This window comes from Duganella sp. GW821-FHT01E12 (genome assembly GCF_059422325.1).
The window spans coordinates 675,284-697,305 of record NZ_JBWKWR010000001.1; the positions used below are offsets into that span (position 1 = coordinate 675,284).

Annotated in this window: 23 protein-coding genes and 1 tRNA gene; 16 read left to right on the forward strand and 8 right to left on the reverse strand. The window is 64.2% G+C overall.

Translation table 11 applies throughout. From position 1 onward, the window contains the following. Together AC07WS_RS02870 and AC07WS_RS02875 are read right to left on the reverse strand one after the other, a co-directional pair. On the reverse strand, positions 1-903 hold a 903-nt coding region (locus AC07WS_RS02870; RefSeq protein ID WP_494727627.1), incomplete at its 3' end, for a hypothetical protein. 44 nt (positions 904-947) lie between these two features. Beyond that, positions 948-1,889: a LysR substrate-binding domain-containing protein gene (locus AC07WS_RS02875; protein WP_494727628.1), complete on the reverse strand. Its 942-nt coding sequence runs from the start codon at positions 1,887-1,889 to the stop codon at positions 948-950. 130 nt (positions 1,890-2,019) lie between these two features. On the opposite strand from AC07WS_RS02875, the gene AC07WS_RS02880 reads away from it, so the two are divergent. After that, positions 2,020-3,240 carry an HD-GYP domain-containing protein gene (locus AC07WS_RS02880; protein WP_494727629.1) on the forward strand — a complete coding sequence of 407 codons (1,221 nt, stop codon included), beginning with the start codon at positions 2,020-2,022 and terminating at the stop codon, positions 3,238-3,240. Positions 3,241-3,248: 8 nt separating this feature from the next. On the opposite strand, the gene AC07WS_RS02885 is transcribed toward AC07WS_RS02880, so the two are convergent. Beyond that, entirely contained in the window at positions 3,249-4,292 is a 1,044-nt protein-coding gene (locus AC07WS_RS02885) for a GGDEF domain-containing protein (protein WP_494727630.1), read from the reverse strand. A gap of 466 nt (positions 4,293-4,758) precedes the next feature. Here AC07WS_RS02885 and AC07WS_RS02890 point away from each other — a divergent pair, with 466 nt between their 5' ends. The 11 genes from AC07WS_RS02890 to AC07WS_RS02940 all read left to right on the forward strand — a co-directional run bounded on the left by AC07WS_RS02890 (position 4,759) and on the right by AC07WS_RS02940 (position 14,818). After that, positions 4,759-4,938 (forward strand): Flp family type IVb pilin, encoded by a 180-nt coding sequence (locus AC07WS_RS02890; RefSeq protein ID WP_494727631.1) that lies wholly within the window; start codon positions 4,759-4,761, stop codon positions 4,936-4,938. A gap of 56 nt (positions 4,939-4,994) precedes the next feature. Continuing rightward, positions 4,995-5,525: an A24 family peptidase gene (locus AC07WS_RS02895; protein WP_494727632.1), complete on the forward strand. Its 531-nt coding sequence runs from the start codon at positions 4,995-4,997 to the stop codon at positions 5,523-5,525. Between the two features lie 100 nt (positions 5,526-5,625). Further along, positions 5,626-6,966, forward strand: coding sequence for an ATP-binding protein (locus tag AC07WS_RS02900; protein WP_494727633.1), 1,341 nt, complete (start codon positions 5,626-5,628; stop codon positions 6,964-6,966). After that, entirely contained in the window at positions 6,963-7,799 is an 837-nt protein-coding gene (cpaB, locus tag AC07WS_RS02905) for a Flp pilus assembly protein CpaB (protein ID WP_494727634.1), read from the forward strand. Before AC07WS_RS02900 ends, cpaB begins: the two co-directional genes overlap by 4 nt. A 7-nt stretch (positions 7,800-7,806) precedes the next feature. Further along, entirely contained in the window at positions 7,807-9,336 is a 1,530-nt protein-coding gene (locus AC07WS_RS02910; protein ID WP_494727635.1) for a type II and III secretion system protein family protein, read from the forward strand. Positions 9,337-9,349: 13 nt separating this feature from the next. Continuing rightward, positions 9,350-9,628: a hypothetical protein gene (locus AC07WS_RS02915; RefSeq protein ID WP_494727636.1), complete on the forward strand. Its 279-nt coding sequence runs from the start codon at positions 9,350-9,352 to the stop codon at positions 9,626-9,628. A gap of 26 nt (positions 9,629-9,654) precedes the next feature. Continuing rightward, entirely contained in the window at positions 9,655-10,827 is a 1,173-nt protein-coding gene (locus tag AC07WS_RS02920; RefSeq protein ID WP_494727637.1) for a CpaE/TadZ family protein, read from the forward strand. Between the two features lie 20 nt (positions 10,828-10,847). Further along, a complete protein-coding gene (locus AC07WS_RS02925) occupies positions 10,848-12,194 on the forward strand; it encodes a TadA family conjugal transfer-associated ATPase (protein WP_494727638.1) in 1,347 nt (448 codons plus the stop codon). A gap of 4 nt (positions 12,195-12,198) precedes the next feature. Continuing rightward, on the forward strand, positions 12,199-13,176 hold the full coding sequence (locus AC07WS_RS02930; protein WP_494727639.1) for a type II secretion system F family protein: 978 nt from the start codon (positions 12,199-12,201) through the stop codon (positions 13,174-13,176). A gap of 10 nt (positions 13,177-13,186) precedes the next feature. Next, positions 13,187-14,122 carry a type II secretion system F family protein gene (locus AC07WS_RS02935; protein WP_494727640.1) on the forward strand — a complete coding sequence of 312 codons (936 nt, stop codon included), beginning with the start codon at positions 13,187-13,189 and terminating at the stop codon, positions 14,120-14,122. 9 nt (positions 14,123-14,131) lie between these two features. After that, positions 14,132-14,818: a LytR C-terminal domain-containing protein gene (locus AC07WS_RS02940; RefSeq protein WP_494727641.1), complete on the forward strand. Its 687-nt coding sequence runs from the start codon at positions 14,132-14,134 to the stop codon at positions 14,816-14,818. Between the two features lie 79 nt (positions 14,819-14,897). On the opposite strand, the gene AC07WS_RS02945 is transcribed toward AC07WS_RS02940, so the two are convergent. The 3 genes from AC07WS_RS02945 to AC07WS_RS02955 form a co-directional block, all read right to left on the reverse strand. After that, complete coding sequence (locus tag AC07WS_RS02945; RefSeq protein ID WP_494727642.1) at positions 14,898-15,665, reverse strand: GIN domain-containing protein; 768 nt, start codon at positions 15,663-15,665, stop codon at positions 14,898-14,900. A 25-nt stretch (positions 15,666-15,690) separates the two neighbouring features. Beyond that, complete coding sequence (locus AC07WS_RS02950; protein WP_161097369.1) at positions 15,691-15,894, reverse strand: hypothetical protein; 204 nt, start codon at positions 15,892-15,894, stop codon at positions 15,691-15,693. 124 nt (positions 15,895-16,018) lie between these two features. Continuing rightward, on the reverse strand, positions 16,019-16,915 hold the full coding sequence (locus AC07WS_RS02955) for a LysR family transcriptional regulator (RefSeq protein WP_494727643.1): 897 nt from the start codon (positions 16,913-16,915) through the stop codon (positions 16,019-16,021). 172 nt (positions 16,916-17,087) lie between these two features. On the opposite strand from AC07WS_RS02955, the gene AC07WS_RS02960 reads away from it, so the two are divergent. The 4 genes from AC07WS_RS02960 to AC07WS_RS02975 all read left to right on the forward strand — a co-directional run bounded on the left by AC07WS_RS02960 (position 17,088) and on the right by AC07WS_RS02975 (position 21,292). Beyond that, complete coding sequence (locus AC07WS_RS02960) at positions 17,088-17,939, forward strand: alpha/beta fold hydrolase (RefSeq protein ID WP_494727644.1); 852 nt, start codon at positions 17,088-17,090, stop codon at positions 17,937-17,939. A gap of 66 nt (positions 17,940-18,005) precedes the next feature. After that, a complete protein-coding gene (locus AC07WS_RS02965; protein WP_494727645.1) occupies positions 18,006-18,734 on the forward strand; it encodes a substrate-binding periplasmic protein in 729 nt (242 codons plus the stop codon). A gap of 102 nt (positions 18,735-18,836) precedes the next feature. Next, on the forward strand, positions 18,837-20,126 hold the full coding sequence (locus AC07WS_RS02970) for a DNA cytosine methyltransferase (protein ID WP_494727646.1): 1,290 nt from the start codon (positions 18,837-18,839) through the stop codon (positions 20,124-20,126). Then, positions 20,123-21,292: a hypothetical protein gene (locus AC07WS_RS02975; protein ID WP_494727647.1), complete on the forward strand. Its 1,170-nt coding sequence runs from the start codon at positions 20,123-20,125 to the stop codon at positions 21,290-21,292. Before AC07WS_RS02970 ends, AC07WS_RS02975 begins: the two co-directional genes overlap by 4 nt. 98 nt (positions 21,293-21,390) lie before the next feature. Here AC07WS_RS02975 and AC07WS_RS02980 read toward each other — a convergent pair. Together AC07WS_RS02980 and AC07WS_RS02985 are read right to left on the reverse strand one after the other, a co-directional pair. Continuing rightward, positions 21,391-21,466: transfer RNA gene (locus AC07WS_RS02980), tRNA-Thr, on the reverse strand. A gap of 26 nt (positions 21,467-21,492) precedes the next feature. Further along, the gene (locus AC07WS_RS02985) at positions 21,493-21,972 is read right to left on the reverse strand and encodes a ClpXP protease specificity-enhancing factor (protein WP_161084652.1); all 480 of its coding nucleotides are present in this window, start codon (positions 21,970-21,972) and stop codon (positions 21,493-21,495) included. Positions 21,973-22,022: the final 50 nt, after the last annotated feature.

Sequence of the window (22,022 nt, forward strand, 5' to 3'; positions counted from 1 at the left end):
CACTTCATATTCCCCGGGCGCCAGCTTTAATGCGATAAAGCCGTGGTAGGACGGAAAGTAATAGGCGGACTTCGCACCGCTTTGGTCGTCCAGCCGCTTCACGATGAAGCTGGACGGCCTGTCGTACAAATAGTCTTCGTTGCGCGGCCCCTGGCGATCGTCGTTGATGAGGACCAGGTTGACCGCCGGATCGAGCGTTGGCGGTGTGTCCGTTAGCAGCGCAGCCACTTGCGTGGCGCCGATGGCCTGGGCTTCACTGCGCGTTTTCTCGGCAACAATCATTTGGGTCAGCGCGGCGGTGATGGCTCTGGGGCCCAGGCTGGCGGCTTCCGCGTCGTCGTATTTTGTGCTCGAGTAGCTATTTTGGTTCAGCAGAAGAGCGTGCCAGACGGTTTTGCCGGACTGGCGGTCAAACAGCGCGATTTCCATGGGCACGTTCATGTGGCTGGTGCACGCGAAGCCGCAGGGGGAGGCCGCAGCCCGCATGTTGTCGATGCGCCACTCAACCAATGCGACATAACGCCGGCTTCCTGCGCGATCACCAAGGTGGGCGACCGTTGCGGACACGGAGGCCGCTTCGGCCGGATAGGCGTCGAGGTAAATCGGATGGAAGGCCAACTGCTGGGATGGATCGGCTGCGGCCGCTTCGAAGCTGATGCAGATCCACGATTGCAACAATTTTTCATTGCTGCTCGACACGGGCTTGCCAAAGAGGCCCTGCCTGTATTCGACCGCACATTGCGCCTGGGTGGTGGGTACGGCGACGTCGATATCGTTGAGTGCGATCGGTTCTGTGATATTTTTCTCAACCAACTCAAAAAAAGGCCGAGCTAGCGACAACGAGGCGGCTTGCACGCTTGCGCAGAACAAGCAAAGCAGTATTGCGGTCATGCGGAATAACATGGGATATCCTTTCGACAATCCCATATTGTATTGCATTTTGGAAATTACCCTTCCCGTGATGCACTCTTGGCTCCAGGCCAGGCACCCGAGGCGCTCAGGTCGGCGCTGACCTGTTGCACCAGCCGGCTGACCGCCGCCGCCGCGTTGGTCAGTGGAATGTTCTTGGACGCGCATAACACCACCGTGCGCGAAATCGACGGGCTGTGGATGCGGTGGGCGCGCATGGCGCCGCGTTGCAGCTCGTCCAGGACAGGCGCCGACGGCAGGATGGTCGCGCCCATGTCGGCCAGGATGGCGGACTTGAGGATGGCGATGGAGTTGATCTCGATCACATTGCCGAGCGTGAGCCCGGCCTGGCGCGCCACGCTTTCGATGCGCGGCCGTACGCCATGCTGCAGGCCGGGCAGGATCAGTGTGGTGTTCAGCGCCTGGGTTAGTGTGAGCGCTTGCTCACCTTGCGCGTAGGTGGTGTCGGCGCGACAGATGAATTGCAGTTCTTCTTCCGCCAGCGGCGTCGTGGCGAACTGGGCAAGTTGGCCGTCGTCGAACAGCACGGCCAGGTTGACGCGGCCGGACTTGAGCTGGTCGCTCAGATTGCCGGTCAGCTCTTCCGTCAGCTGCAGGGTGATTTCGGGGTATTGGGCGCGCGCGGCCGTCAGCAGCGGCAGCGCCAGCGCGCCGGAAATGCTGTGCGGCAGCCCCAGCGTGACGCTGCCGCTGGGGCGCTCGGCCGACTGCGCCACGGCCGAGCGGGCGTCCGCCACCTGCTTGAGGATGGCTTGCGCATGTTCGTAGAAGATCTTGCCGGCGTCCGTGCTGAGCACGCCCTGGGCGGAGCGATGTAATAACTGCACGCCCAACTCCTCCTCCAGTTGCCGCAACTGTTGGGTTAGTGCCGGTTGCGCAACATGTAGCACGACCGCCGCCCGCGACAGCGAACCGTGGTCTACTATAGCTACAAAGTAACGAAGTTGACGTAATTCCATATAGTGTGAGCACTGTTAACCTAGACAAACAAATGGTAGCACCTGTAAATCTGATCCTGACAGGAAACTATTTGTTATACTGGCATCAGCCCTTTCCGCTGTTTCCAGCCTCTTCAAAGTGGGTACCAGTATGTTAAAGAAAGTCGACTCGTCCCAGCTAAAAGTGGGCATGTACATCCATGATCTGAGTTGCGACTGGATGACCCACCCGTTTGTCCGCAACCGCTTTTTGCTGACCAGCGAGGATGAAATCCGCAAGATCGTCAACGCCGGCATCCATGACGTTGTCATAGACAACGACAAAGGCCTGGACGTGCAGGACGCGCCCACGGTCGACGAAGCGCAGGCGGCGACCGAACGCGAAATCGTGGAAATCGTCGCCAAGGCGCCGGTCGTCACCCGCGTTTCGCTGGGCGAGGAAATGCAGCGCGCAGTACAGATCCGCCACCAGGCATCGACGCTGGTGCGCACCGTGATGAAGGATGCGCGCCTGGGCAAGGCCATCGAACTCGATCAGGTGCAGCCGGTGGTACAGAATATCACCGAATCCATCTTGCGCAATCCCGGCGCGCTGGTCGGTTTGCTGCGGATCAAGAACAAGGACGATTACACCTTTTTGCACTCCGTTAGCGTCTGTACGCTGTTGGTTGCCTTCTGCCGCTCGCGCGGCATCGACGCCGAGACCACCCACCAGGCGGGCCTGGGCGGCTTGCTGCACGACACCGGCAAGGCCCTGGTGCCGGACGCCATCCTGAACAAGCCCGGCCCTCTGACGGACGAGGAATTCGCCATCATCAAGCGCCATCCTCAGGACGGTTACAACATCCTGCTGCAGTCGCCCGAGGTCGGCCCGATCCCGCTGGATATCACGCTGCACCACCACGAACGACGCGACGGCAGCGGCTACCCGAACAAGCAGGCGGGCGATGAAATCAGCGAATTGGCGCAGATGGCGGCGATTGTCGACGTGTACGATGCCATTACGGCGGATCGCTGCTATCACAAGGGCATGTCGGCGGCCGCCGCCTTGCGCAAGATTTATGAATGGAGCAAATTCCACTTCAATCCGAAGTACGCGCAGGAATTCATGCGTTGCGTGGGAATCTATCCGGTCGGCACCATGGTGATGCTGGAGTCGGGACGCCTTGGTGTGGTAATTGAACCACACGAGACCAATTTATTGGCGCCCAAGGTGAATGTGTTTTTCAACACCAAGAAAAATCTCTACATCAAGCCGGAGACTGTCGATTTGTCGCGCGGGCTGGGGTTTGGCGGCGGCGACAAGATCGTCGGCCATGAATCGCCCAGCAAGTGGAATGTCGACCCGATGCGCTTCCTGACCCTGGCTTAAAGGTCGGCTTAGAAGAACTCGGCGGTATCGTTGGATTCGATCGTTTGCAGCAGGCCGCCGTCGACCAGCTCGTCGTAATGGCAGGCCAGATTGCGGCCGTGGCTCTTGGCGTAGTACAGCGCCTGGTCGGCGTGACCCAGGATGATCACCGGCGCCTCCAGCGCGCTGATGCTGACAAAGCCCACGCTCACCGTCACCTTGCCCACTTGCGGGAAATCATGCGACGCCACGTTCATGCGGAAGCGGTCGATGATCTTCTTGGCGTTGTCCAGCGTGGTCGAACGCAGCAGCACGACGAATTCCTCGCCGCCGAAACGGAACACGCGGTCTTGCGCGCGGAACGAGGAGGTGAGCAGGTTGGCGATCAGGATCAGCACCTCATCGCCGTATAAATGGCCGAAACGGTCGTTAACGTGCTTGAAATGGTCGACATCCACCACGGCCAGCCATTGCTTTTCCTGCTCGTGGTGGCTGCGGCGCTCCGGTTCGCCCGGCAGTGTGACGGAATCCTGTTCGGTGCTGGCGGCCAGCATCTTGGCCAATTGGTCGTCAAAGGTCTTGCGGTTGAGCAGGCCGGTCAGCGAATCGCGTTCGCTGTAGTCCAGCAGATTCTGGAAGTTGCGGTAGACGCTGACGATGCCGCCGATGACGTGGATGGTGTCGCTGGTGTACGGGGTGGGGTTGACGATCTCCAGGCAGGTGTCGGCCTTGTCGCCCAGCCAGATCGGCAGCCACAGCGTGTGTTCGCCCGCCTCGTTGGCGACGTCGGCGCCCGATTCGTGGTTGGCGATGCATTGGGCCAGGGCGGGGAAGTTCTCGATGGGTTCGCCGGGATTGTGCAAGTCCGAGCTGTCGACCATGCGCGCAGCCTCGCCGGCGCAGATAATGGCGCGCGGACGGACGAAAATCTTGCCCCTGACTGTGGCCAGCGTCAGTACGCGGGCCTGGGCGGCGCGGGCAAGCTCCTGCACCGCCGAGATCACGGAGATGTCGAGCATCGTGTGATCGCGGTGGCCGGTCATGTCCACCATGTGTTTCAGTAGGGAATCCATTTTCTTCTCTGGAAAATAATCACACAACCTTGTGTCTAGCCACGTTTCGTTCACGCCTATCAAGCCAATCTCTTTGATAGTCAGGCGCACAGTGAAGCTGCAACACGGGGCCTTTCCAAAGAACAGCTAAGCAGGATAATAGCTTTTTGCAATCAAGGCAATTCATGTGTGCGAAAAAAAACTTTCCTTGCATCTGAATGCGACCTTTTTCCGACAGCTGGGTAACCCCTTCCAGCTTACCTGCCGGGAAACTGATGCAGTTTGACATAAGCCAGCCGTGAAGTGTGTCCCGTGCGCAGATTTTCATCAAACCCATAAAAATAATGCCACACGGAAAACTTGCGTCACGTCAACTCTCGGAAAACTCTGATCCGTATAGTAGTCCTTAATGGCAAGGGAGCGGCGATCGAGCAGTCCGCCAACCCGCGCCAGGGGTACTTTTTTTGACTTCATCCGGGAGTAAATCATGAACTCGCTTATTGCAGCAGCAAAGGTGTTCGCCCACGACGAGGACGGGATCACGGCCATTGAATACGGCTTGATCGCGGCGGTGATGGTGACGGCGGTCAGCGCCGCCTTCGCCTTGTTGAAGCAACCACTGCTCGACGCTTTCACCAACATCGCGGCCAAGATCAACGTGCCGTAACCACCCGGCTTTCCAGCCGCAGTCTGGCTGGAAAGCCTTACGCTGGAGAACCCGTCATGACGACTGCGATCGAAGTGATCTTGATCTGCCTGGTGGCGCAGGCGGCCGTGACCGACCTGGCCCTGCGCAAGATACCGAACGTGCTGGTGCTCAGCGGCCTGCTGCTGGCGCTGATGTTGCACCTGCTGGGCGGCCTGCACTGGGCGCCCCTGACGCACTGGATGGCCGGCACCTTGGCCGGCTTTTTTTTATTCCTGCCGCTGTATCTGTTGCGCGGCATGGCCGCCGGCGACGTCAAGCTGATGGCCATGGTCGGCAGTTTCGTCGGCCCGCTGATGGCGCTGAAGGTGGCGATGCTGGCCTCGCTGATCGGCGGCGTGATGGGCTTGCTGATGCTGATGTTTAACGGCCGCTGGCGCGACGGCTGGCGCAATGTGGCGACGATCTGCAAGCCGCTGCTGCTGCGCAGCCTGGGCGTGCCGCTGCAGGCGGTGCCGCTGGCGCCTGGCGCCAGCGTGGGCGGCATCCCCTACGGCCTGGCCATCGCGCTGGCCACGATGGCGATTGTGGCACTTGCACATCGCTAAGCGCCCGCCTGCCGCGACTTTGCTGCGCGTCAATATCCACAAAGCGCGGGCCGATAGACTTGATTCCTCAACGTAACTAATTCCACCGCTGGAGATCGTCATGCTCGCCGTAGAAACGCCTACCTCCGCCATCCATGCCGACCCCGCCGCGGTGCTGCCGGTACAGCCAAAATCGGTGCGCGACACCGGCTTGACGCAGCAGATGATCGTCGAACTGATCGCCAAGGCCATCCTGGTCGGCGGCAAGATCCATTTGCCGGTGCTGACCACGCGGCTGCACCTGTCGATCAACGTGCTGCGCGAAGCGCTGGAGTTCATGGTGGCCGAACATGTGGCCGAAGTGGCCTGGCGCGGCGAGTCGGACATCGACGTGCAGTATCAGCTGACCTCCGCCGGCCGCCTGCGCGCCAGCGCGTGGATGGACCGCTGCCCCTACATCGGCCCCGCGCCGGTGACGCTGGAGGCCTACCGTGCCGTGGTCGAACGCCAGGCGGTCCAGGCGCCGCAGCTGTGCGCCGACGAACTGGCCGCCGAATTCGCCGACGACTTCCTCAGTCCCGCCGTGCAGCGCATGCTGGGCGCGGCCATGTACGCCGGCCGCACGGTGCTGCTGCATGGCCCGTCCGGCAGCGGCAAGTCGGTGCTGGCGCGCCGGCTGGGCAGCCTGCTGCAGGGCGTGATCGCGGTGCCGCACGCGCTGGTGGTGGGGCAGGAGATCATCCAGGTCTACGACGCGCTGCTGCACCGCGCGCCGTCACCCCAGCATCTGCGCCAGCTGCGGCCCGCGCAGGAACGCCGCAGCAGCGATCCGCGCTGGGTGCTGTGCCAGCGGCCCGTGGTGGCGCTGGACGCGGACCTGAGCGCCGACATGCTGGAGCTGCAACCGGACAGCCACAACGGCTGCTATCGCTCGCCGCCCCAGCTCAAGGCCAACAACGGCCTGCTGATCGTCGATGACCTGGGCCGCCAGCGCATGGCCGCCACCGATCTGCTGAACCGCTTCTCGCAGGCGCGGGAACTGGAGCGCAGCCAGCTGGCGCTGGTCGGCGGCTTCCACTTCAGCGTGCCATGCCGTATGCAGCTGGTGTTCGCCACCAGCCTGGCGCCGGAAGCGCTGCTCGACGCCTCGGCGCTGCGCCGCATCGGCTACAAGATTCCGGTCGGGCCGCTGGACGCGGCCAACTACCGCACCTTGTTTCGCCAGCAGTGCGTCAGCGCGGGCGTAACGTTCGACGAAGCGGCGCTGCGCCACCTGATCGACGAGCTGCACGCGGGCAGCGGCCTGCCGCTGCTGGCTTGCTATCCGCGCGAGATCGTCGGCCGCATCAACGATTTCGCCGGCTTCCTCGGCGAGCCGGCGCGCTTGTCCGTGGAGACGCTGGAGCAGGCCTGGATCAGCATGTTCGCCGCCAGCGCGCCGGCACATGGGCAGGCCGCATGAACAACCGGCGCGCACTGATGATGATGGCACTGGCTATCGTACTGGGGCTGGTGGCGGTGGTGCTGGCCTCGCGTTGGCTGCTGCGCCAGACGCCCGCGTCGGCCAACAAGATCATCGTCGCCGCCACCGATGTGAGCCTGGGCCAGCGCCTGACGCCGGAGATGCTCAAGGCGATCGACTGGCCGGCCGACAGCCTGCCGCGCGGCGCCATCCGCGACGGCGCCAAGCTGGCCGGGCGTGTGTTGAAAACCAGCGTGCTGCGCGACGAGCCTTTGAGCGAGGCCAAGCTGGCGCCGGCCGGCACGCTGGGTGGCCTGTCGGCGTTGATCTCGGAAGGCAAGCGCGCCATCACCGTGCGGGTCAACGACGTGGTGGGCGTGGCAGGTTTTGCGCTGCCGGGAAATTTTGTCGACATCATCGTCAACACACAGGCCGCCGCCACTGGCAACGAGAACGCCATCTCCAAGATCGTGCTGGAGCGGATACTGGTGCTGGCCGTGGCGCAGGAAGTGGGGCGCGACGAGACCAAGCCGCGCGTGGTCAACGCCGTGACGCTGGAGGTGACGCCGGCGCAGGCCGAGAACATCGACCTGGCGCGCTGCGTCGGCACGCTGTCGCTGGTGCTGCGCAACCAGGTCGATCCGCGTCCCGGCGTGACCGACGGCGCCACCAAGACCACCCTGCTGGGTATTGCCAGGCCGCCCGCGGCGGCGCTGGCGGAGCAGCCCGCAGCCACGCCCAAGCCGCGCGCTCAACTGGCGCAGGCCGCGCCGCGCAGCCGTCCTTGCATCGGCGTGATCGCCGGCATGCAGCGCATGCAGGAATGCCTGTGAGCCCGCCATGAAGACACTACAACGCGCGGCACTGATGCTGGCGATGGCGGGCCAGTGGCCGGCAGCCGCCGCCACGAGCGGCAGCGCCGACCTGCCGGGGCTCCTGGCCCGTCCGGCGGCGGCCCTGTCCAGTGCCGCCGCGCGCGCGGCTCCGGACGGAGCGACCCGCGAATCGGTGGGCCTGCGCTGCAGCGGTCAGGCGGCCACGCCGGGCAGCCTGACGCTCGCCCTTGGCAAGTCGACGTTGATGCGCATGCCGGAAGCGGTGCAGGCGCGCAGTGTCGGCAATCCGGCCGTGCTGCAGGCGATGCTGGTGGCGCCCGACACGCTGTACGTGGTCGGCGCCGACATCGGCAGCAGCAATATGATCGTGCAGGGACGCAGCGGCATGTGCAACGTGATCGAGGTGGTGGTCGGCATCGATCCCGTCGCGCTGCAGAACGCCTTGGCCGCGTTGATGCCGGAGCAGAAGGACATTCACGTCAGCGCGGCCGGCGATACGCTGGTCATCAGCGGCACGGTCGACGATGCGCCGACGGCGGCGCGCGTGCTGGAGCTGGCCTCCGCGTTCGTGCGGCGCCCGGCGCAGGCGCTGGAGACGGCCAAGGGCGACAAGGGCGGCGCGGCCGGCGGCGCCGCGCCTGCGGCACCGGCCGCGCCGCAGGCGCCGGCGGCTGCCGCCGTTGCGGGCGCCACGCGCATCGTCAACTTCCTCAACGTCGGCGCGCCGCAGCAGGTGATGTTGGAGGTGAAGATCGCCGAGGTCTCCAAGACGTTGCTGGACAAGCTGGAGGCAGGCGTCTCCATGGGCTTTGGCGGCGGCAGCTGGGGCACCACGCTGGCGTCGAGCTTCATCAGCGGGACGTTGAAAAGTCTGCTCAGCGTCGGCAAGGCCACGGGCAACCATGTGAGCATCGCCGCCGACAAGCAGGATGGCCTGGTGCGCGTCCTGGCCGAGCCGACGGTGATGGCGATCAGCGGCCAGGAAGGCAGCTTCCTTGCGGGCGGAAAAATCTTCGTGCCGGTCGCGCAGGACAACAACAAGATCACGCTGGAGGAAAAGGAGTTCGGCGTCGGCCTGCACTTCACGCCCACCGTGCTGGCCGGCGGCCGCATCAACCTGCGCGTGGCGCCGGAAGTGTCGGAGCTGTCGCGCGAAGGGATAGGCATCTCGGCGGCCGGCTTCTCGGGCGGCGCCATCCTGCCCCTGATCACCACGCGCCGCGCCGCCACCACGGTCGAACTGTTCGACGGCCAGAGCTTCGCCATCGGTGGCCTGATCAGCAACAACCAGACCACCAACATCCGCGGCCTGCCGGTGCTGGGCGAGCTGCCGGTGCTGGGGGCCCTGTTCCGCAGCACCGACTTCCAGCAGGACCGCACCGAACTGCTGTTCGTCGTCACGCCGCACCTGGTCAAGCCGCTGCCGCCGAACTACAAGCTGCCGACCGACGACGTGACCACGCCGAGCCGCGCCCAGCTCTTCCTCGAAGGGCGCATGCAGGGGCCGCCGCCCGCCAGCACCGACCACAAATAGACGGGATACGACGATGCGATACCTACTTAGCCTGCCGCTGGCATGCATGCTGGCCTCTTGCGCCCTGCGGCTTGCGCCCACAACGCCGGAATGGGACCGGCGCTTCGGCGACGCCGCCCGCGTCACGCTGGCGCAGCAGGTCGTCGATGCGGACGCGGGCCGCAACCGCGACCCGGTCGCCGGCATGGACGGCCGAGCCGCGCACGCGGCCTACGAACGGTATCAGAAGGCCAGCAGCGAACCGCCGGCGCAGCCGTCCGCATTCACCATCGGCGTCAGCGGCGCCAAGTAGCGGCGCAGATTAAGCGAGGAACGATTATGAAAGCACTGATGATCAGCAAGGACAGCCTGCTGCACGCCGAAGTCGCCGCGCAGGGCTCCGCGCGCATGCCCGCCGTGCAGCTGGTGGCGTCGCGCAACGGCCTGCGCGACGCGGTCGAACGCCAGCTGCCGGAGACGCCGGAACTGGTGATCCTCGACGCCAGCGACGTCGCGCCGGACGAGGCGGAACTGGTCGAGCGGTTGAGCAAGCTGTATCCGTCGTCGACCTTCATGCTGCTGGCGCGGGAGCCGCAGCAGGACCTGCTGATCCGCGCCATGCGCGCCGGCATGCGCGAGGTGCTGCAGCTGCCGCTGGTGCACAGCGCCTTCCACGAGTCGATGAGCCGCATCGAGCTGGCGGCGGGCGTGAGCCAGACCCGCGACGGCAAGGTGCAGGCCTTCATCTCCTGCAAGGGCGGCAGCGGCGCGACTTTTTTGTCGACCAACTTCGGCTACGCGCTGGCTGCGCTGGCCGACAAGAAGGTGCTGCTGATCGACCTGCACGGCCAGTTCGGCGACGCCACACTGTATGTTTCGGACCAGAAGCCGGGGATGACGCTGTCCGACATCTGCGCGCAGATCAGCCGCATGGACGGCGCCTTCCTCGACTCCTGCCTGGTGCATGTGGCGTCGAACTTCGGCGTGCTGGCGGCGGCCGACGATCCCAATCACGCGGTCGACATGAAGCCGGAGCACATGGACGCCATCCTGCGCGTGGCGCGCCAGCACTACGACTTCATCGTGCTCGATGTCGGCCGCCAGATCGACGCCATCTCGCTGCGCGCGCTGGACCAGGCGGACGTGATCCACCCGGTGCTGCAACTGGCGCTGCCGGATATCCGCGACGGCCGCCGCCTGCTGGACATCTTCCGCTCGCTGGGCTATCCGAGCGAGCGTATCCGGCTGATCGTCAACCGCTACGAGAAGGGCGGCAAGCTGCGCCTGATCGACCTGGAACAGGCGCTGGGCGCGGACGTGGTGCACACGGTGCCGAACGATTATCTGTCGGCCACCGACTCGGTCAACCAGGGCATACCGGTGCTGCAACTGTCGCGCAGCAGCGCGGTGGCGCGCAGCCTCGCCGAGCTGGTGGAACTGGTGACGGCGCGGCGGGTCTCGGAGAGCAAGGGCCTGTTCGACCGCCTGTTCGGCCGCAACGACAACGACTGACCAAGACAGCGGAGGATGACATGAGCTTACGCGAACGGCTGGCTGCCCCGGACGACCACCGCCACGGCGTCAACGGCCCGCCCGGACTGGCGGCGGCCGCGTATCAGGAACTGAAGAAGAGCATGCACCAGACGATACTCGACCGTATCGACCTGGAACGCCTGAAGCGGCTCACGCCCGAGCAGTTCAAGCACGAGCTGGCGCTGCTGGTCCAGCGCATCATCGAGGAGGAGCGCATCGTGCTCAATCAGCACGAGCGGCATAGCCTGGTGCTCGACATCCAGCATGAGATGCTTGGCTTCGGGCCGCTGGAGCCGCTGCTGGCCGACCCCGGCGTGTCCGACATCCTGGTCAACACCTGCGCCCAGGTCTACGTGGAACGCGCCGGCCGGCTGGAGCTGACCGAGGTGACCTTCAACGACAATGCGCACCTGATGAAGATCATCGAGAAGATCGTCTCGCGCGTGGGCCGCCGCGTGGACGAATCGAGCCCGATGGTCGACGCGCGGTTGCCGGATGGCTCGCGCGTGAACGCCATCATTCCTCCGCTGGCGATCGATGGCCCCATCCTGTCGATACGGCGCTTCGCCGTCACGCCGCTGACGGTGCAGAACCTGCTCGACTACCGCAGCCTGACGCCGCCGATGATGGAGGTGCTCAAGGCGCTGGGCCAGGCCAAAGTCAACATCCTGATCTCCGGCGGCACCGGCAGCGGCAAGACCACCATGCTCAACGTGCTGTCCGGCTTCATCCCGGCGGCGGAACGCATCGTCACCATCGAGGACGCGGCGGAGCTGCAGATGCGCCAGCCGCATGTGGTGCGGTTGGAGACCCGCCCGCCCAACATCGAAGGCAAGGGCGAGGTCAATCAGCGCTCGCTGGTGCGCAACGCGCTACGCATGCGGCCCGACCGCATCATCCTCGGCGAGGTGCGCGGGCCGGAGGCGCTGGACATGCTGCAGGCGATGAATACCGGCCATGAGGGCTCGCTGGCCACCATCCACTCGAACACCCCGCGCGACGCCTTGTCGCGGCTGGAGAACATGGTGGGCATGACCGGCCTGAATCTGACGCCGCGCGCCACGCGGCAGCAGATATGCTCCGCCATCACGGTGGTAATGCAGGTGTCGCGGCTGACCGACGGCACGCGCAAGCTGGTCAGCCTGCAGGAGATCACCGGCATGGAAGGCGACGTGATCGCCATGCACGAGATATTCCGCTACGAGCAAAAGGGCGTGGATGCCAACGGCAAGGTGCTGGGCCGCTTCTCCGCCACCGGCGTGCGCCCGCGCTTCGCCGACCGCCTGCGCATGTTCGGCGTGCCGGTGGCCGACACTGTGTTCGATCCCGACAAGATCTACGAGTAGCGGCATGGACGGGATCTTTACCGCCTTCGAGGTGCTGCTGTTCGCCGCCGTGATCCTGTTGATCGAGGGTGGGTGGCTGTGGTGGTCGGGCGCGCACGGCAGGGGCGCGCGGCGCATCGCCAAGCGCCTGCGGCTGATGGCGGCGCGCGGGGAGCGCGGCGGCGAGCGGATCGACATCCTCAAGCAGCGCTGCTACAGCAGCAATCCGGCGCTGGAAAAAGTCCTGCGCCGCATCGGCCGCCTGGCGGCGCTGGACCGGCTGCTGTTGCAGGCGGGCGTGCGCTGGTCGGTGGCGCAGTTCATCGCCTGCGTGCTGGCGTTGCTGGTGCCCGGCCTGCTGCTGCCGGCCATGTTGAACGTGCCGCTGCTGGCGGGTGCCGTGATGACGGCGCTGATCGTCTCGCTGCCCTGGGGGCTGCTGATGCGCGCGCGCCGCGCGCGTCTGCGCAAGCTGGAGCAGCAGCTACCGGAGGCTGCGGATTTCCTCGGCAGGGCGCTGCGCGCCGGCCACTCCTTCGCCAACGTCATGCAGATGGTGGGCGAAGAACTGCCCGAGCCGATCGCCGGCGAATTCAAGTTCGCCTACGAGGAGATCAACTATGGCGTGCCGATGAACGAAGCCTTGCACAACATGGCGATGCGCGTGCCGCTCACCGACCTGCGCTACCTGGTGATCGCGGTGCTGATACAGCGCGAGTCGGGCGGCAATCTGGCCGAAGTCCTGGGCAACATCAGCCGCCTGATACGCGCCCGCCTGCGCCTGATCGCGCAGGTGCGCGTGATGTCGGCCGAGGGCCGGATGTCGGCGTGGATACTGGGCCTGCTGCCGCTATGCGTGCTGGCGCTGATGATGGTGGTCAATCCGGCCTACGTGCGGGTGCTGTGGACCGATCCGGCCGGGATCACGCTGACGTGGTACACGCTGGCGATGGCGGCGGGCGGCGTGCTGTGGATGCGCAAGCTGATACGCATACGGGTGTGAGGGGCGCGGCATGGATATCCGGCAGATCGTCTTCCTCGTGATCGTCTTCGTGGTGGTGGTGGGCGTGGCGCTGGTGGCGCTGCTGGGCTTTTCGTCGGTGCCGATACGCGAGCGGCTCACCGGGTTCGTGGACCCGGCCGAATCGTCGGCGCCGGTGGATGGCGGCTGGGTGGAGAAGGTGGCGCATGCGGCGCAGCCGTTCTCGCGGTTGTCGCTGCCGGAGGATGGCTGGGAACGTTCGCCGCTGCGCACCCGCTTCATGAACGCCGGCTGGCGCAGCGCGTCGGCGCCGTCGCTGTACTTCGCCGCCAAGACGCTGCTGTCGCTGGGGCTACCGTCGCTGCTGGCGTTGCTGGGCGCCGCCACGCTGGAGAATGCGCTGAACAAGGGCTTCGTCTACCTGCTGCTGATGACGGCGGCCATTGGCTATTACTTGCCGAACCTGGTCCTGTCGCGCATGGCCGCCAACCGCTGCCGCGAAATCTTCGAGAACTTCCCGGATGCGCTGGACCTGCTGACCGTCTGCGTGGAGGCGGGCCTGAGCCTGGAGCGCGCGATGGCCAAGGTGGCCGGCGAAATCCACATCAAGAGCGTGGCGCTGGCGCAGGAGCTGCAACTGGCGCTGATGGAGATGCGCGCCGGCTTCACCAAGGAGAAGGCCTTGCGCAACCTGGCCTTGCGCAGCGGCGTTGAGGACGTCGACACGCTGGTGGCGATGCTGATCCAGTCGGAGCGCTTCGGCACCAGCATGGGCGAATCGTTGCGGGTCCACTCGGACAATCTGCGCGCCAAGCGCAGCATGATCGCCGAGGAAGCCGCCGCCAAGATCTCATTGAAGCTGCTGTTCCCGCTGATCTTCTGCATCTTCCCGACGTTGATGCTGGTGCTGATCGGCCCCGCCGGCATCCAGATTTTCCGGATGCTGCCAACCATGATGGGAAAATAGGAGGCGATGATGAAACGTACCCTGGGCGCCGCATGCACCGGCGCGTTACTGATGGCGTGCAGCGGCATGACACCCGCGCCGGTGCCGGAGGTGGACCCGCAGGCCGCCGCCATCGCGGCACTCGGGCAGGCCTGCCTGCAGGAGCCGACCAGCGCGTCGAGGTGGGAGCAGCTGGGCGCGGCGCTGGAGGCCGGCGGCGAGCGCGAACGCGCGGCGACCATGTTCAGGCAAGCCGCCTCGCTGCGCGCGCACGACGTGCGGCACGACTATGCGCTGATGAAGGAGGGCGCGGCGCAGGCCGCGGCCACGGTCGATGCCTCGATGCCGCGCACGGAGGTACGGCAGGTCGGCGCGGCGCTGGTGGAGGTGCTGCGCGTCGCCGCCGGCGAGGAGGCGCTGGCCGAAACGCATGGCGTCAGGCTGGAGATCAGCAACGGCAACGGCGTGGCCGGGGCGGCAGCGCGGCTGGCGCGCGCGCTGGACGCGGAAGGCATCAAGGCCACGCGCCTGAGCAATGTGAAGCCGTTCGTGGTGTCGATCAGCCGCATCGAATATCAGCGCGACCAGCAGCTGCTGGCGCAGGCGCTGGGGCAGCGGCTTGGCTTGCCGTTGCAGGCGCAAAGCGGCAAGCAGGCTTACGCCGACATGCGCATCGTGCTGGGCCGCGACAGCGCGCAGGCCCGCTATCTGAAATAAAAAAAGCCGTCCGGGAGGAGTACCCTCGCGGACGGTAAAAACACACCCATGTGTTTCCTGCTGCGGACTACCGCATTCCTTACTGCCAGCTGATGCTGCCCATGCCGCGGGCGCTGGCGTTCCTGCTGGCCGGGTTGCCGTACACCTTGGCCGAACCCATGCCGGATAACTTCATGTTGGCGCTGGTCTTCGCATACACCGACGCGCTGCCCAGTCCCGACATATCGACGTCGACCGCGTCGGCGCGCAGCTGCTGCGCATCGAGGCCGCCCACGCCGCCAAGGCTGGCGTGCAGCTGCCTGGTCTGGCCCGTCATTTCAATGTGGCCGGCGCCGCTCAGGTTCAGGTCGATGCTGTCGCTGTTGCCGGCGTTGACGGTCATGCTGCCCACGCCGCCCAGCCTGACGTCGACGTTGCGGTACTGCGCGTTGACCTTGACCGCGCCCGCGCCATCCAACGCCAGGCGAAGCTTGTCGCCGTTGAAGCCGTTCACTTCCGTGGAACCGACGCCGCCCGACACCACCTGGTGCAGATTCGGCAGCGTCAGTTCCGCCCGCAGTTCCTGCTTGTTGCCAAAGCTGAAGCTGCGGATCTTGTGTGTGCCGATGTGCAGGGTATCGCCCGTCTGCTCCACCGTCACTTTTTTCAGCGCGTCAGCCTCTCCGTATAGAGTCAGCGACGCGACTGGACCTTGCCGGACCTTGAGGCTGATGACGCCATCGAGGTCGATATTGACGGCGCGCGCATCGACGCTGCGGTTTTCGCTGATCACATCGGCGGCCAGCGCGGCGTGGGCGCCGCTGCTCAGTACCGTGGCCAGCATCGCAGCCTTCAGAAATTTTTTCATCATGCGCTCCGTCGTCCGGCGTGAATTACAGGGCTGCTTTTTCGGCGGCGGTCAGGCGCTTGGCGCTGACGGTCACTACCTGCATCTTGCTGGTGTCGGCCTTGGCGGCCACTGCTGCCACGGGGGCTGCTGCGTGCAGGGCCGGTACGGCTGCGGTGGCGAACGAGGTGGCGCTGGCGACGACGATTGCGGCTACGAAGATGGCTTCCATGTTTTTAGCGATGTTCATTTTGAGCTCCTTGGGTGGTTGGTTTCACTGCGTTTTGTCTTGCGTTGAGTGAACTATAGACAAGGGCCATCTGCACATCCACCGGGATGTGACGAACTGCAAAAACGGGGGGCCAGAATGCGGATTAGCGGTTTAAAGCTGCACCGCACAACAACTGCTGGTTGCCGGCGTAGAGCTGCGACAGCCAGGCGGAGACAGTCTTGAAGCGGGCGATGGAGCCGGCGTCGCGATGGCTGAGCAGCCAGATGTCGCGCAGCACCTCGACGCCCTCGCCGATGCGCACCAGGCCCTCGTGCTGGCCCATGATGCAAGGCAGCAGCGCCATGCCGACGCCGGCGCGGCAGGCGCGCACCATCGTGCTCAGGCTGTTCACCTTGAGCACGATGCGCGGCGACATCTGTCCCAGCCATCGCATTTCGGCGGTGCCGGCCAGCGCGTCGTCGTAGGCGATCCATGGCTGCTCGCCCCAGCGCTCGCGCGGGATGCCGGCGAAGCTGGCGTGGCCGTAGACGGCGAAGCCCAGGTCGCCCAGCTTGCGCATCACCAGCGCCGCGTCCTCGCCCGGCTGGCCCAGGCGCAGGGCGAAGTCGGCCTCGCGGCGGGTGAAGGACAGGTTCTGGTTTTCCGCCTGCAGCGTCAGTTGCAGGTGCGGATGCTGGGCGTGCAGGGCGGGAACGTGCTCCAGCAGCCAGTAGTCGAACAGGAAGTCGATCGAGGTGATGTTGACCGGGCCGGCTGTGGCGTCGGCCTCCTGGGTCGAGGCCTGCAGCATGCTCTGGACGTTGCCGTACACCGCCTCGCCGTGCGCCACGAAGACCTGGCCGGCGTCGGTCAGCTGGTAGCCAGTGTTATCGCGGATGAACAGGCGCAGCTTCAGCGATTTCTCGGCGGCCGCGATGCGGCGGCTGATGGTCGACGCATCCACGCCCAGCTGGCGGCCGGTGGCGCTCATGCTGCCGCTGCGGGCCAGCGCCAGGATCAGCGGGATGTCGTTCCAGTCGAATTCGGTACTTGATGGCATGGGTGGGGTCGGTTCGTGGTGGCGGCCTGCATTTTTGCAAAGTCACCTTGCAGGGCTGTCTGTTCCGCAAACGCGATGGCGGGCCTAAGATTCATCCCATCGCAAGGCCAAACTTGCCGGGAACTGTAGCACAACACCTCAACTCCATATATCGACTAAAAGGAAGAAAATCATGCAAAACGTAACGCAAACCACCAGCACCATCACCACCCGCGACGGCGTCGAGATCTACTACAAGGACTGGGGCCCACGCGGCGGCCAGCCTGTCGTGCTGAGCCACGGCTGGCCGCTGAACGCCGACAGCTGGGAATCGGCGGCCTTCCATCTGGCCAACAATGGTTTCCGCGTCATCACTCACGACCGCCGCGGCCACGGCCGCTCCAGCCAGCCTTGGGACGGCAACGACATGGACCACTACGCCGACGACCTGGCCCAGCTGATCGAGGCGCTGGACCTGAACAACGTCATCCTGGCCGGCTTCTCGACCGGTGGCGGCGAGGTGGCGCGGTATGTGGGCCGCCACGGCACCGGACGCATCGCCAAGCTGGGCCTGATCTCGGCCGTGCCGCCGCTGATGCTCAAAACCGAGACCAACCCCGGCGGCTTGCCGATGGAAGTGTTCGACGGCATCCGCGCCGCCTCGGTCGCCAACCGCGCGCAGCTGTATCTGGATATCGCCTCGGGGCCGTTCTACGGCTACAACCGTCCGGGCGCCAAGCCGTCGCAGGGCATCATCCAGGCCTGGTATGCGCAAGGCATGCAGGCCGGCCACAAGAACACCTATGATTCGATCAAGGCCTTCTCGGAAACCGATTTCCGCGACGATCTGAAGAAATTCGACAAGCCGACCCTGATCATCCACGGCGACGACGACCAGATCGTACCGATAGCCGCCGCCGGCAAGGCCTCGGCCGCCATCGTCAAGCAGGCCAAGCTGATCATCTACGCCGGCGCGCCGCACGGCCTGACCGATACGCACAAGGACCAGTTCAACGCCGACTTCCTGGCGTTCGCCCAGTCCTGAAACGAAGATAGCGCCGCCGGCGCCGCCATCCCCCCGTGCTATATTGCAAGCATGAGAAAGTTCCTGATGACACTGACCATGTTGTGCATTGGCGTGTTCCACGGAGCGGCGCGGGGCGAGGTCGTCAATGTCTACACCAGCGCCCGGGTCGCGCCCCTGGTGGTGGTCGGCGGCGGCGGCATCTATTCCGACCTGGTGGATTACCTGAACCGCAAAAAGTTGGGTCAGCTGAGTTTCAAATTGGTATATCTGCCGCGCAAGCGCTTGCAGCTGCAAGTGGAGCGGAATGAACTGGACGGCATCGTCATCGGCATGATGCCGCACTGGTTCAACGACGCGGCCGAGAAAAAATACCTGTGGACGGCCGCCTTCGGCTCAGACCGGTACGTGATCGTGCTGCCGGCGGGCCAGGCGTTCAGTCCGTCCAGGCCCGGCGCGCTGGCCGGCCGCACGGTCGGCCTGGTGCTCGGCTACAGCTATCCGGAGCTGGACGGGTGGATACGCCGGCAAGGCCTGGTCCGCAACGACGCTCCCAGCGACGAGCACAATCTGGAGAAGCTGCGGGTGGGGCGGGTGGATAGCGTGGTTGCCGCGCAGTCGGTGGTGCGCTACTACATGAAGGTGCATGCGCTGGCGGCGGATAAATTCCAGCTGCATGAGCTGTCATCCAGCCTGACCGAGCGCCGGTTCCTGGTGCCGCGCGCCAAGGCTGCGGTCTACGAGCAGATCGCGCCGGTGATCCGGCAGCTCAAGGACGATGCTGAATGGCAGCGCCTGGCCTCCGGCTACGAGTAGGCGCGGGCCCGCCGTCAGGCCGGATCGGCGCAGAGAACGGCGGTGTTGCCGGATGGCAGATAGCACACTGCGGGCATGGCGCCACATGAGATAATCCGCAGCATGAAAGCACATCGTAATACTCAACAAACGTCTTCTGGACGGGAAATCTGGTCATTCTTTAGCGGGGCAATGGGGCTGGACTTAGGCCTGGAGCGCGCCGGACTGCATCCCACGCTTGCTGTCGAGCTTGATGGTAATTGTTGCAAGACTATACGCGCAAACCGACCGGAGCTGACGTTGTTCGAAGGTTCGGTCCATCAATTGAACGCGCAAAAGCTGCGAGAAATGCGGGGCGGCTTTGAAGATGAAGTTTTCTTGATGGTCGGCGGGCCGCCCTGCCAGAGCTTCTCGTCGGGCGGGAATCGGGCGGGTCTTTCCGATCCGAGGGGCAACCTCATTTACGAGTACATGCGCCTCATCTCGGAAGTGCGCCCGCGATACTTTGTTTTCGAGAACGTTGCAAATATTGTCACGGCGGCGTTGAAGCATCGCCCCATCGCGGAGCGCCCCGGCAAAGGCTGGAATCTCAGCCAATACAAGACGAAGAACGGCGAACACGCCGATGGAGCGGCGCCGCTCGAGCCTGAGGAGATGGCCGGATCGGCGATCAAGCAGATTCTGGACGACTACATGTCGATCGGATACCGGATCAATTTGGCAGTGCTTGATGCCGCCGATTTTGGTTCGGCACAGCACCGACTGCGGTTTGTGATGCTGGGAGCACGGGAGGAATTCTCGGCGCCACCGATTCCGGCCGCTACCCATGGACCTGGCCGGGTTCATGCGTTCAAGACCCTGCGCGACGCGATTGCCGACCTTGAAAACAATCCCGGCGCGCATTCGGAATACACGGCGGATGTGGCCCGCTACTTTGCGCAGGTACCAGAGGGCGGCAACTGGAGAAGCCTGCCGCTTGATCTTCAGCGCGAGGCGATGGGCAAATCGTTTGACGCCGGCGGCGGCAAGACCGGGTTTTACCGGCGCTTGTCCTGGGCCTCGCCAGCGCCCACGATTACCGGCGCGGCAAACAGAAAAGCTTCCGCTCTTTGCCACCCGTCCGTCACGCGCCCGCTGTCAACCAACGAGTGCGCCAGAATCCAGGGCTTTGCGGATGATTGGCAGATTACGGGCTCGATGGCGGCACGATACAAGCAAATCGGGAACGCGGTTCCCGTCGACCTCGGGTGTGCCATAGGACGTTCCATCCTGCAGGCTGACATCGCGGAAAGCCAGAGCGCAACGAGCTTTGGCGTCTCGATTCAACTCGCATCGGCGCAGGCGCGCCTCAAGGCTAGCGCAAGAAATAAAGTCTCCAAAAAACAAACATCGCCAATGTTAGAGGAAGAATGATTCAGTTTATCGATTCGGAGCATCAAGCGCAGAGGATAAATCCCGTACTCAAGTCGCAGATCGAACGTGCGCAAGGGAATTTGTTGTCGCGTACTTTTCCCAACGCGCTCGAATTCTTCATGCGCGTACTTGAAGATGCCCGATTAACGATCGCGCCACCGCCTGCGCTGAGAGATCAACCGGTAACGTCGATTACCAATCTGCGATCGCGGGATCTGAAAAACTACATCCGGAGTCATCTGCTGCAAAGCAATGTTCCGGAGCAAATGGTGGGTCACCACTGCGCGGCGCTTGCCGAGCGGGTTCGTTTGCTTACTGCCTTTGAACAGCCGGACGCTACCGTCGAAGCGGTCCTCACAAAAGTGCAGGAGATCGTTGCCGGGTTTCCAAGAACGCCGGCCGACATCTTATGCGGAAGAAATCCAGGGGACGTTCTCGACCCGTTCATCCTTGCTGCCACACAAACCTTGATGTTCGGCGGCGACATCGAACAAACCGTGGAGGCGACCGTCGCCCATAAAGCCCTGATGATGGTCGAGGGACTCATGGGGCATTTGCACGAAGATGTCATTGGACAAATGCGCGGTAACGTGAGGGTTCCCGAACCGCGCGGGAAAGACCAGGAGACGCTGGACCCGGTCCTGAATCCCTTCCCTGGCGCCGATGTGCTACAGCCACCGTATGCTGCCGGCGACAAATTCAAGTTCCATCAAATCAAGAGCAAGACAGGTTCCGCGAAGGGCGGCGACGGGCGGCGGCTCGGCGAGCAGCTGGAAGGGCTGCGGCAGCTTTACGACGGCGAAATCTTCTATCACGCCTTGATCGGGAATACGCTACGCGGCCACCGGTCGCGGGCGGGCGTTGAACGCGCCGCGCCCAGTGTCACGGTTCTGGTGGGGAAAGCCTCGTTCAATTGCCTGACTCATACGGAGGTCGGCCCGGAATTGCTGTTGGGGCTATACCATTCGGCCTTTACGGCGGCAGCCAATCGCAGTGGATACCGGGTGGACACCATGGCGGCGGCGATAGTGAGCCATTTTGTCGAACGAGCCAATAAGGAAGGCGAGGGGTTCCTGGAAATCGTGCTCGAAGAAGCTACCGAAGGTCCGATCGAACAACAGGATAATCGCTTGTATGTTGGCGGCAGGCGAAGCCGACGTAGTTGATTCGACCGCGACCACGCATATGGCGCGCTCCGCTTGATGGTGTTCGTAGACCCGCCAAAAACAAAAGGGCTTACATCGCTGTAAGCCCTTGATATTTCTGGTGCCGACTGCCGGTTTCGAACTGGCCACCTGATGATTACAAATCAACTGCTCTACCAAATGAGCTAAGTCGGCGAAACTTGTACGGGGCGAATTATACGCTATTTAATTCGCGTGAGGGTGGGGCGGCCGCCCTTTTTGGGCGGGTCGGTATCGTCGTCCGGGGCGCTTGGCGCCTCGGTTTTGGCCTCTTGCGCGGGCGCTGGAACGGCTGCCAGCACCGGTGCCGGCGCGCTGGTTTCTTCGTCGGCCGGCGGCTCGGCAAAGCCCAGTTGCGGCTCGAACGCCATCCCCTGGCCGTTCTCGTTGGCGTAGATCGCCATCACATTGTTGACCGGGACGTAGATCTCCCGCGACACGCCGCCGAAGCGCGCGTGGAAGCGGATGCTGTCGTTGTCCATCTTCAGGCCCGAGGTGGCGCCGAAGCTGATGTTGAGGACGATTTCGCCTTTTTTCACATATTCCATCGGCACCGTGGTCGAGGCGTCGACCTTGACGGCGAGGTAGGGCGTATAGCCGCTGTCCGTGCACCACTCATAAATGGCGCGCAGCATGTAGGGCTTGGTTGAGATTTCAGACATGGTCTTCCAGACTGCAGTAAAACCCGGCGCGCCGCCCGCTAAGGCAGGCA

What these genes read in the sequence shown, in the direction of transcription:
- AC07WS_RS02875 (WP_494727628.1), bottom strand. Translation starts at nt 1,889, where the DNA reads ATGGAATTACGTCAACTTCGTTACTTTGTAGCTATAGTAGACCACGGT.
- AC07WS_RS02880 (WP_494727629.1), top strand. Translation starts at nt 2,020, where the DNA reads ATGTTAAAGAAAGTCGACTCGTCCCAGCTAAAAGTGGGCATGTACATC.
- AC07WS_RS02885 (WP_494727630.1), bottom strand. Translation starts at nt 4,292, where the DNA reads ATGGATTCCCTACTGAAACACATGGTGGACATGACCGGCCACCGCGAT.
- AC07WS_RS02890 (WP_494727631.1), top strand. Translation starts at nt 4,759, where the DNA reads ATGAACTCGCTTATTGCAGCAGCAAAGGTGTTCGCCCACGACGAGGAC.
- AC07WS_RS02895 (WP_494727632.1), top strand. Translation starts at nt 4,995, where the DNA reads ATGACGACTGCGATCGAAGTGATCTTGATCTGCCTGGTGGCGCAGGCG.
- AC07WS_RS02900 (WP_494727633.1), top strand. Translation starts at nt 5,626, where the DNA reads ATGCTCGCCGTAGAAACGCCTACCTCCGCCATCCATGCCGACCCCGCC.
- cpaB (WP_494727634.1), top strand. Translation starts at nt 6,963, where the DNA reads ATGAACAACCGGCGCGCACTGATGATGATGGCACTGGCTATCGTACTG.
- AC07WS_RS02910 (WP_494727635.1), top strand. Translation starts at nt 7,807, where the DNA reads ATGAAGACACTACAACGCGCGGCACTGATGCTGGCGATGGCGGGCCAG.
- AC07WS_RS02915 (WP_494727636.1), top strand. Translation starts at nt 9,350, where the DNA reads ATGCGATACCTACTTAGCCTGCCGCTGGCATGCATGCTGGCCTCTTGC.
- AC07WS_RS02920 (WP_494727637.1), top strand. Translation starts at nt 9,655, where the DNA reads ATGAAAGCACTGATGATCAGCAAGGACAGCCTGCTGCACGCCGAAGTC.
- AC07WS_RS02925 (WP_494727638.1), top strand. Translation starts at nt 10,848, where the DNA reads ATGAGCTTACGCGAACGGCTGGCTGCCCCGGACGACCACCGCCACGGC.
- AC07WS_RS02930 (WP_494727639.1), top strand. Translation starts at nt 12,199, where the DNA reads ATGGACGGGATCTTTACCGCCTTCGAGGTGCTGCTGTTCGCCGCCGTG.
- AC07WS_RS02935 (WP_494727640.1), top strand. Translation starts at nt 13,187, where the DNA reads ATGGATATCCGGCAGATCGTCTTCCTCGTGATCGTCTTCGTGGTGGTG.
- AC07WS_RS02940 (WP_494727641.1), top strand. Translation starts at nt 14,132, where the DNA reads ATGAAACGTACCCTGGGCGCCGCATGCACCGGCGCGTTACTGATGGCG.
- AC07WS_RS02945 (WP_494727642.1), bottom strand. Translation starts at nt 15,665, where the DNA reads ATGAAAAAATTTCTGAAGGCTGCGATGCTGGCCACGGTACTGAGCAGC.
- AC07WS_RS02950 (WP_161097369.1), bottom strand. Translation starts at nt 15,894, where the DNA reads ATGAACATCGCTAAAAACATGGAAGCCATCTTCGTAGCCGCAATCGTC.
- AC07WS_RS02955 (WP_494727643.1), bottom strand. Translation starts at nt 16,915, where the DNA reads ATGCCATCAAGTACCGAATTCGACTGGAACGACATCCCGCTGATCCTG.
- AC07WS_RS02960 (WP_494727644.1), top strand. Translation starts at nt 17,088, where the DNA reads ATGCAAAACGTAACGCAAACCACCAGCACCATCACCACCCGCGACGGC.
- AC07WS_RS02965 (WP_494727645.1), top strand. Translation starts at nt 18,006, where the DNA reads ATGACACTGACCATGTTGTGCATTGGCGTGTTCCACGGAGCGGCGCGG.
- AC07WS_RS02970 (WP_494727646.1), top strand. Translation starts at nt 18,837, where the DNA reads ATGAAAGCACATCGTAATACTCAACAAACGTCTTCTGGACGGGAAATC.
- AC07WS_RS02975 (WP_494727647.1), top strand. Translation starts at nt 20,123, where the DNA reads ATGATTCAGTTTATCGATTCGGAGCATCAAGCGCAGAGGATAAATCCC.
- AC07WS_RS02985 (WP_161084652.1), bottom strand. Translation starts at nt 21,972, where the DNA reads ATGTCTGAAATCTCAACCAAGCCCTACATGCTGCGCGCCATTTATGAG.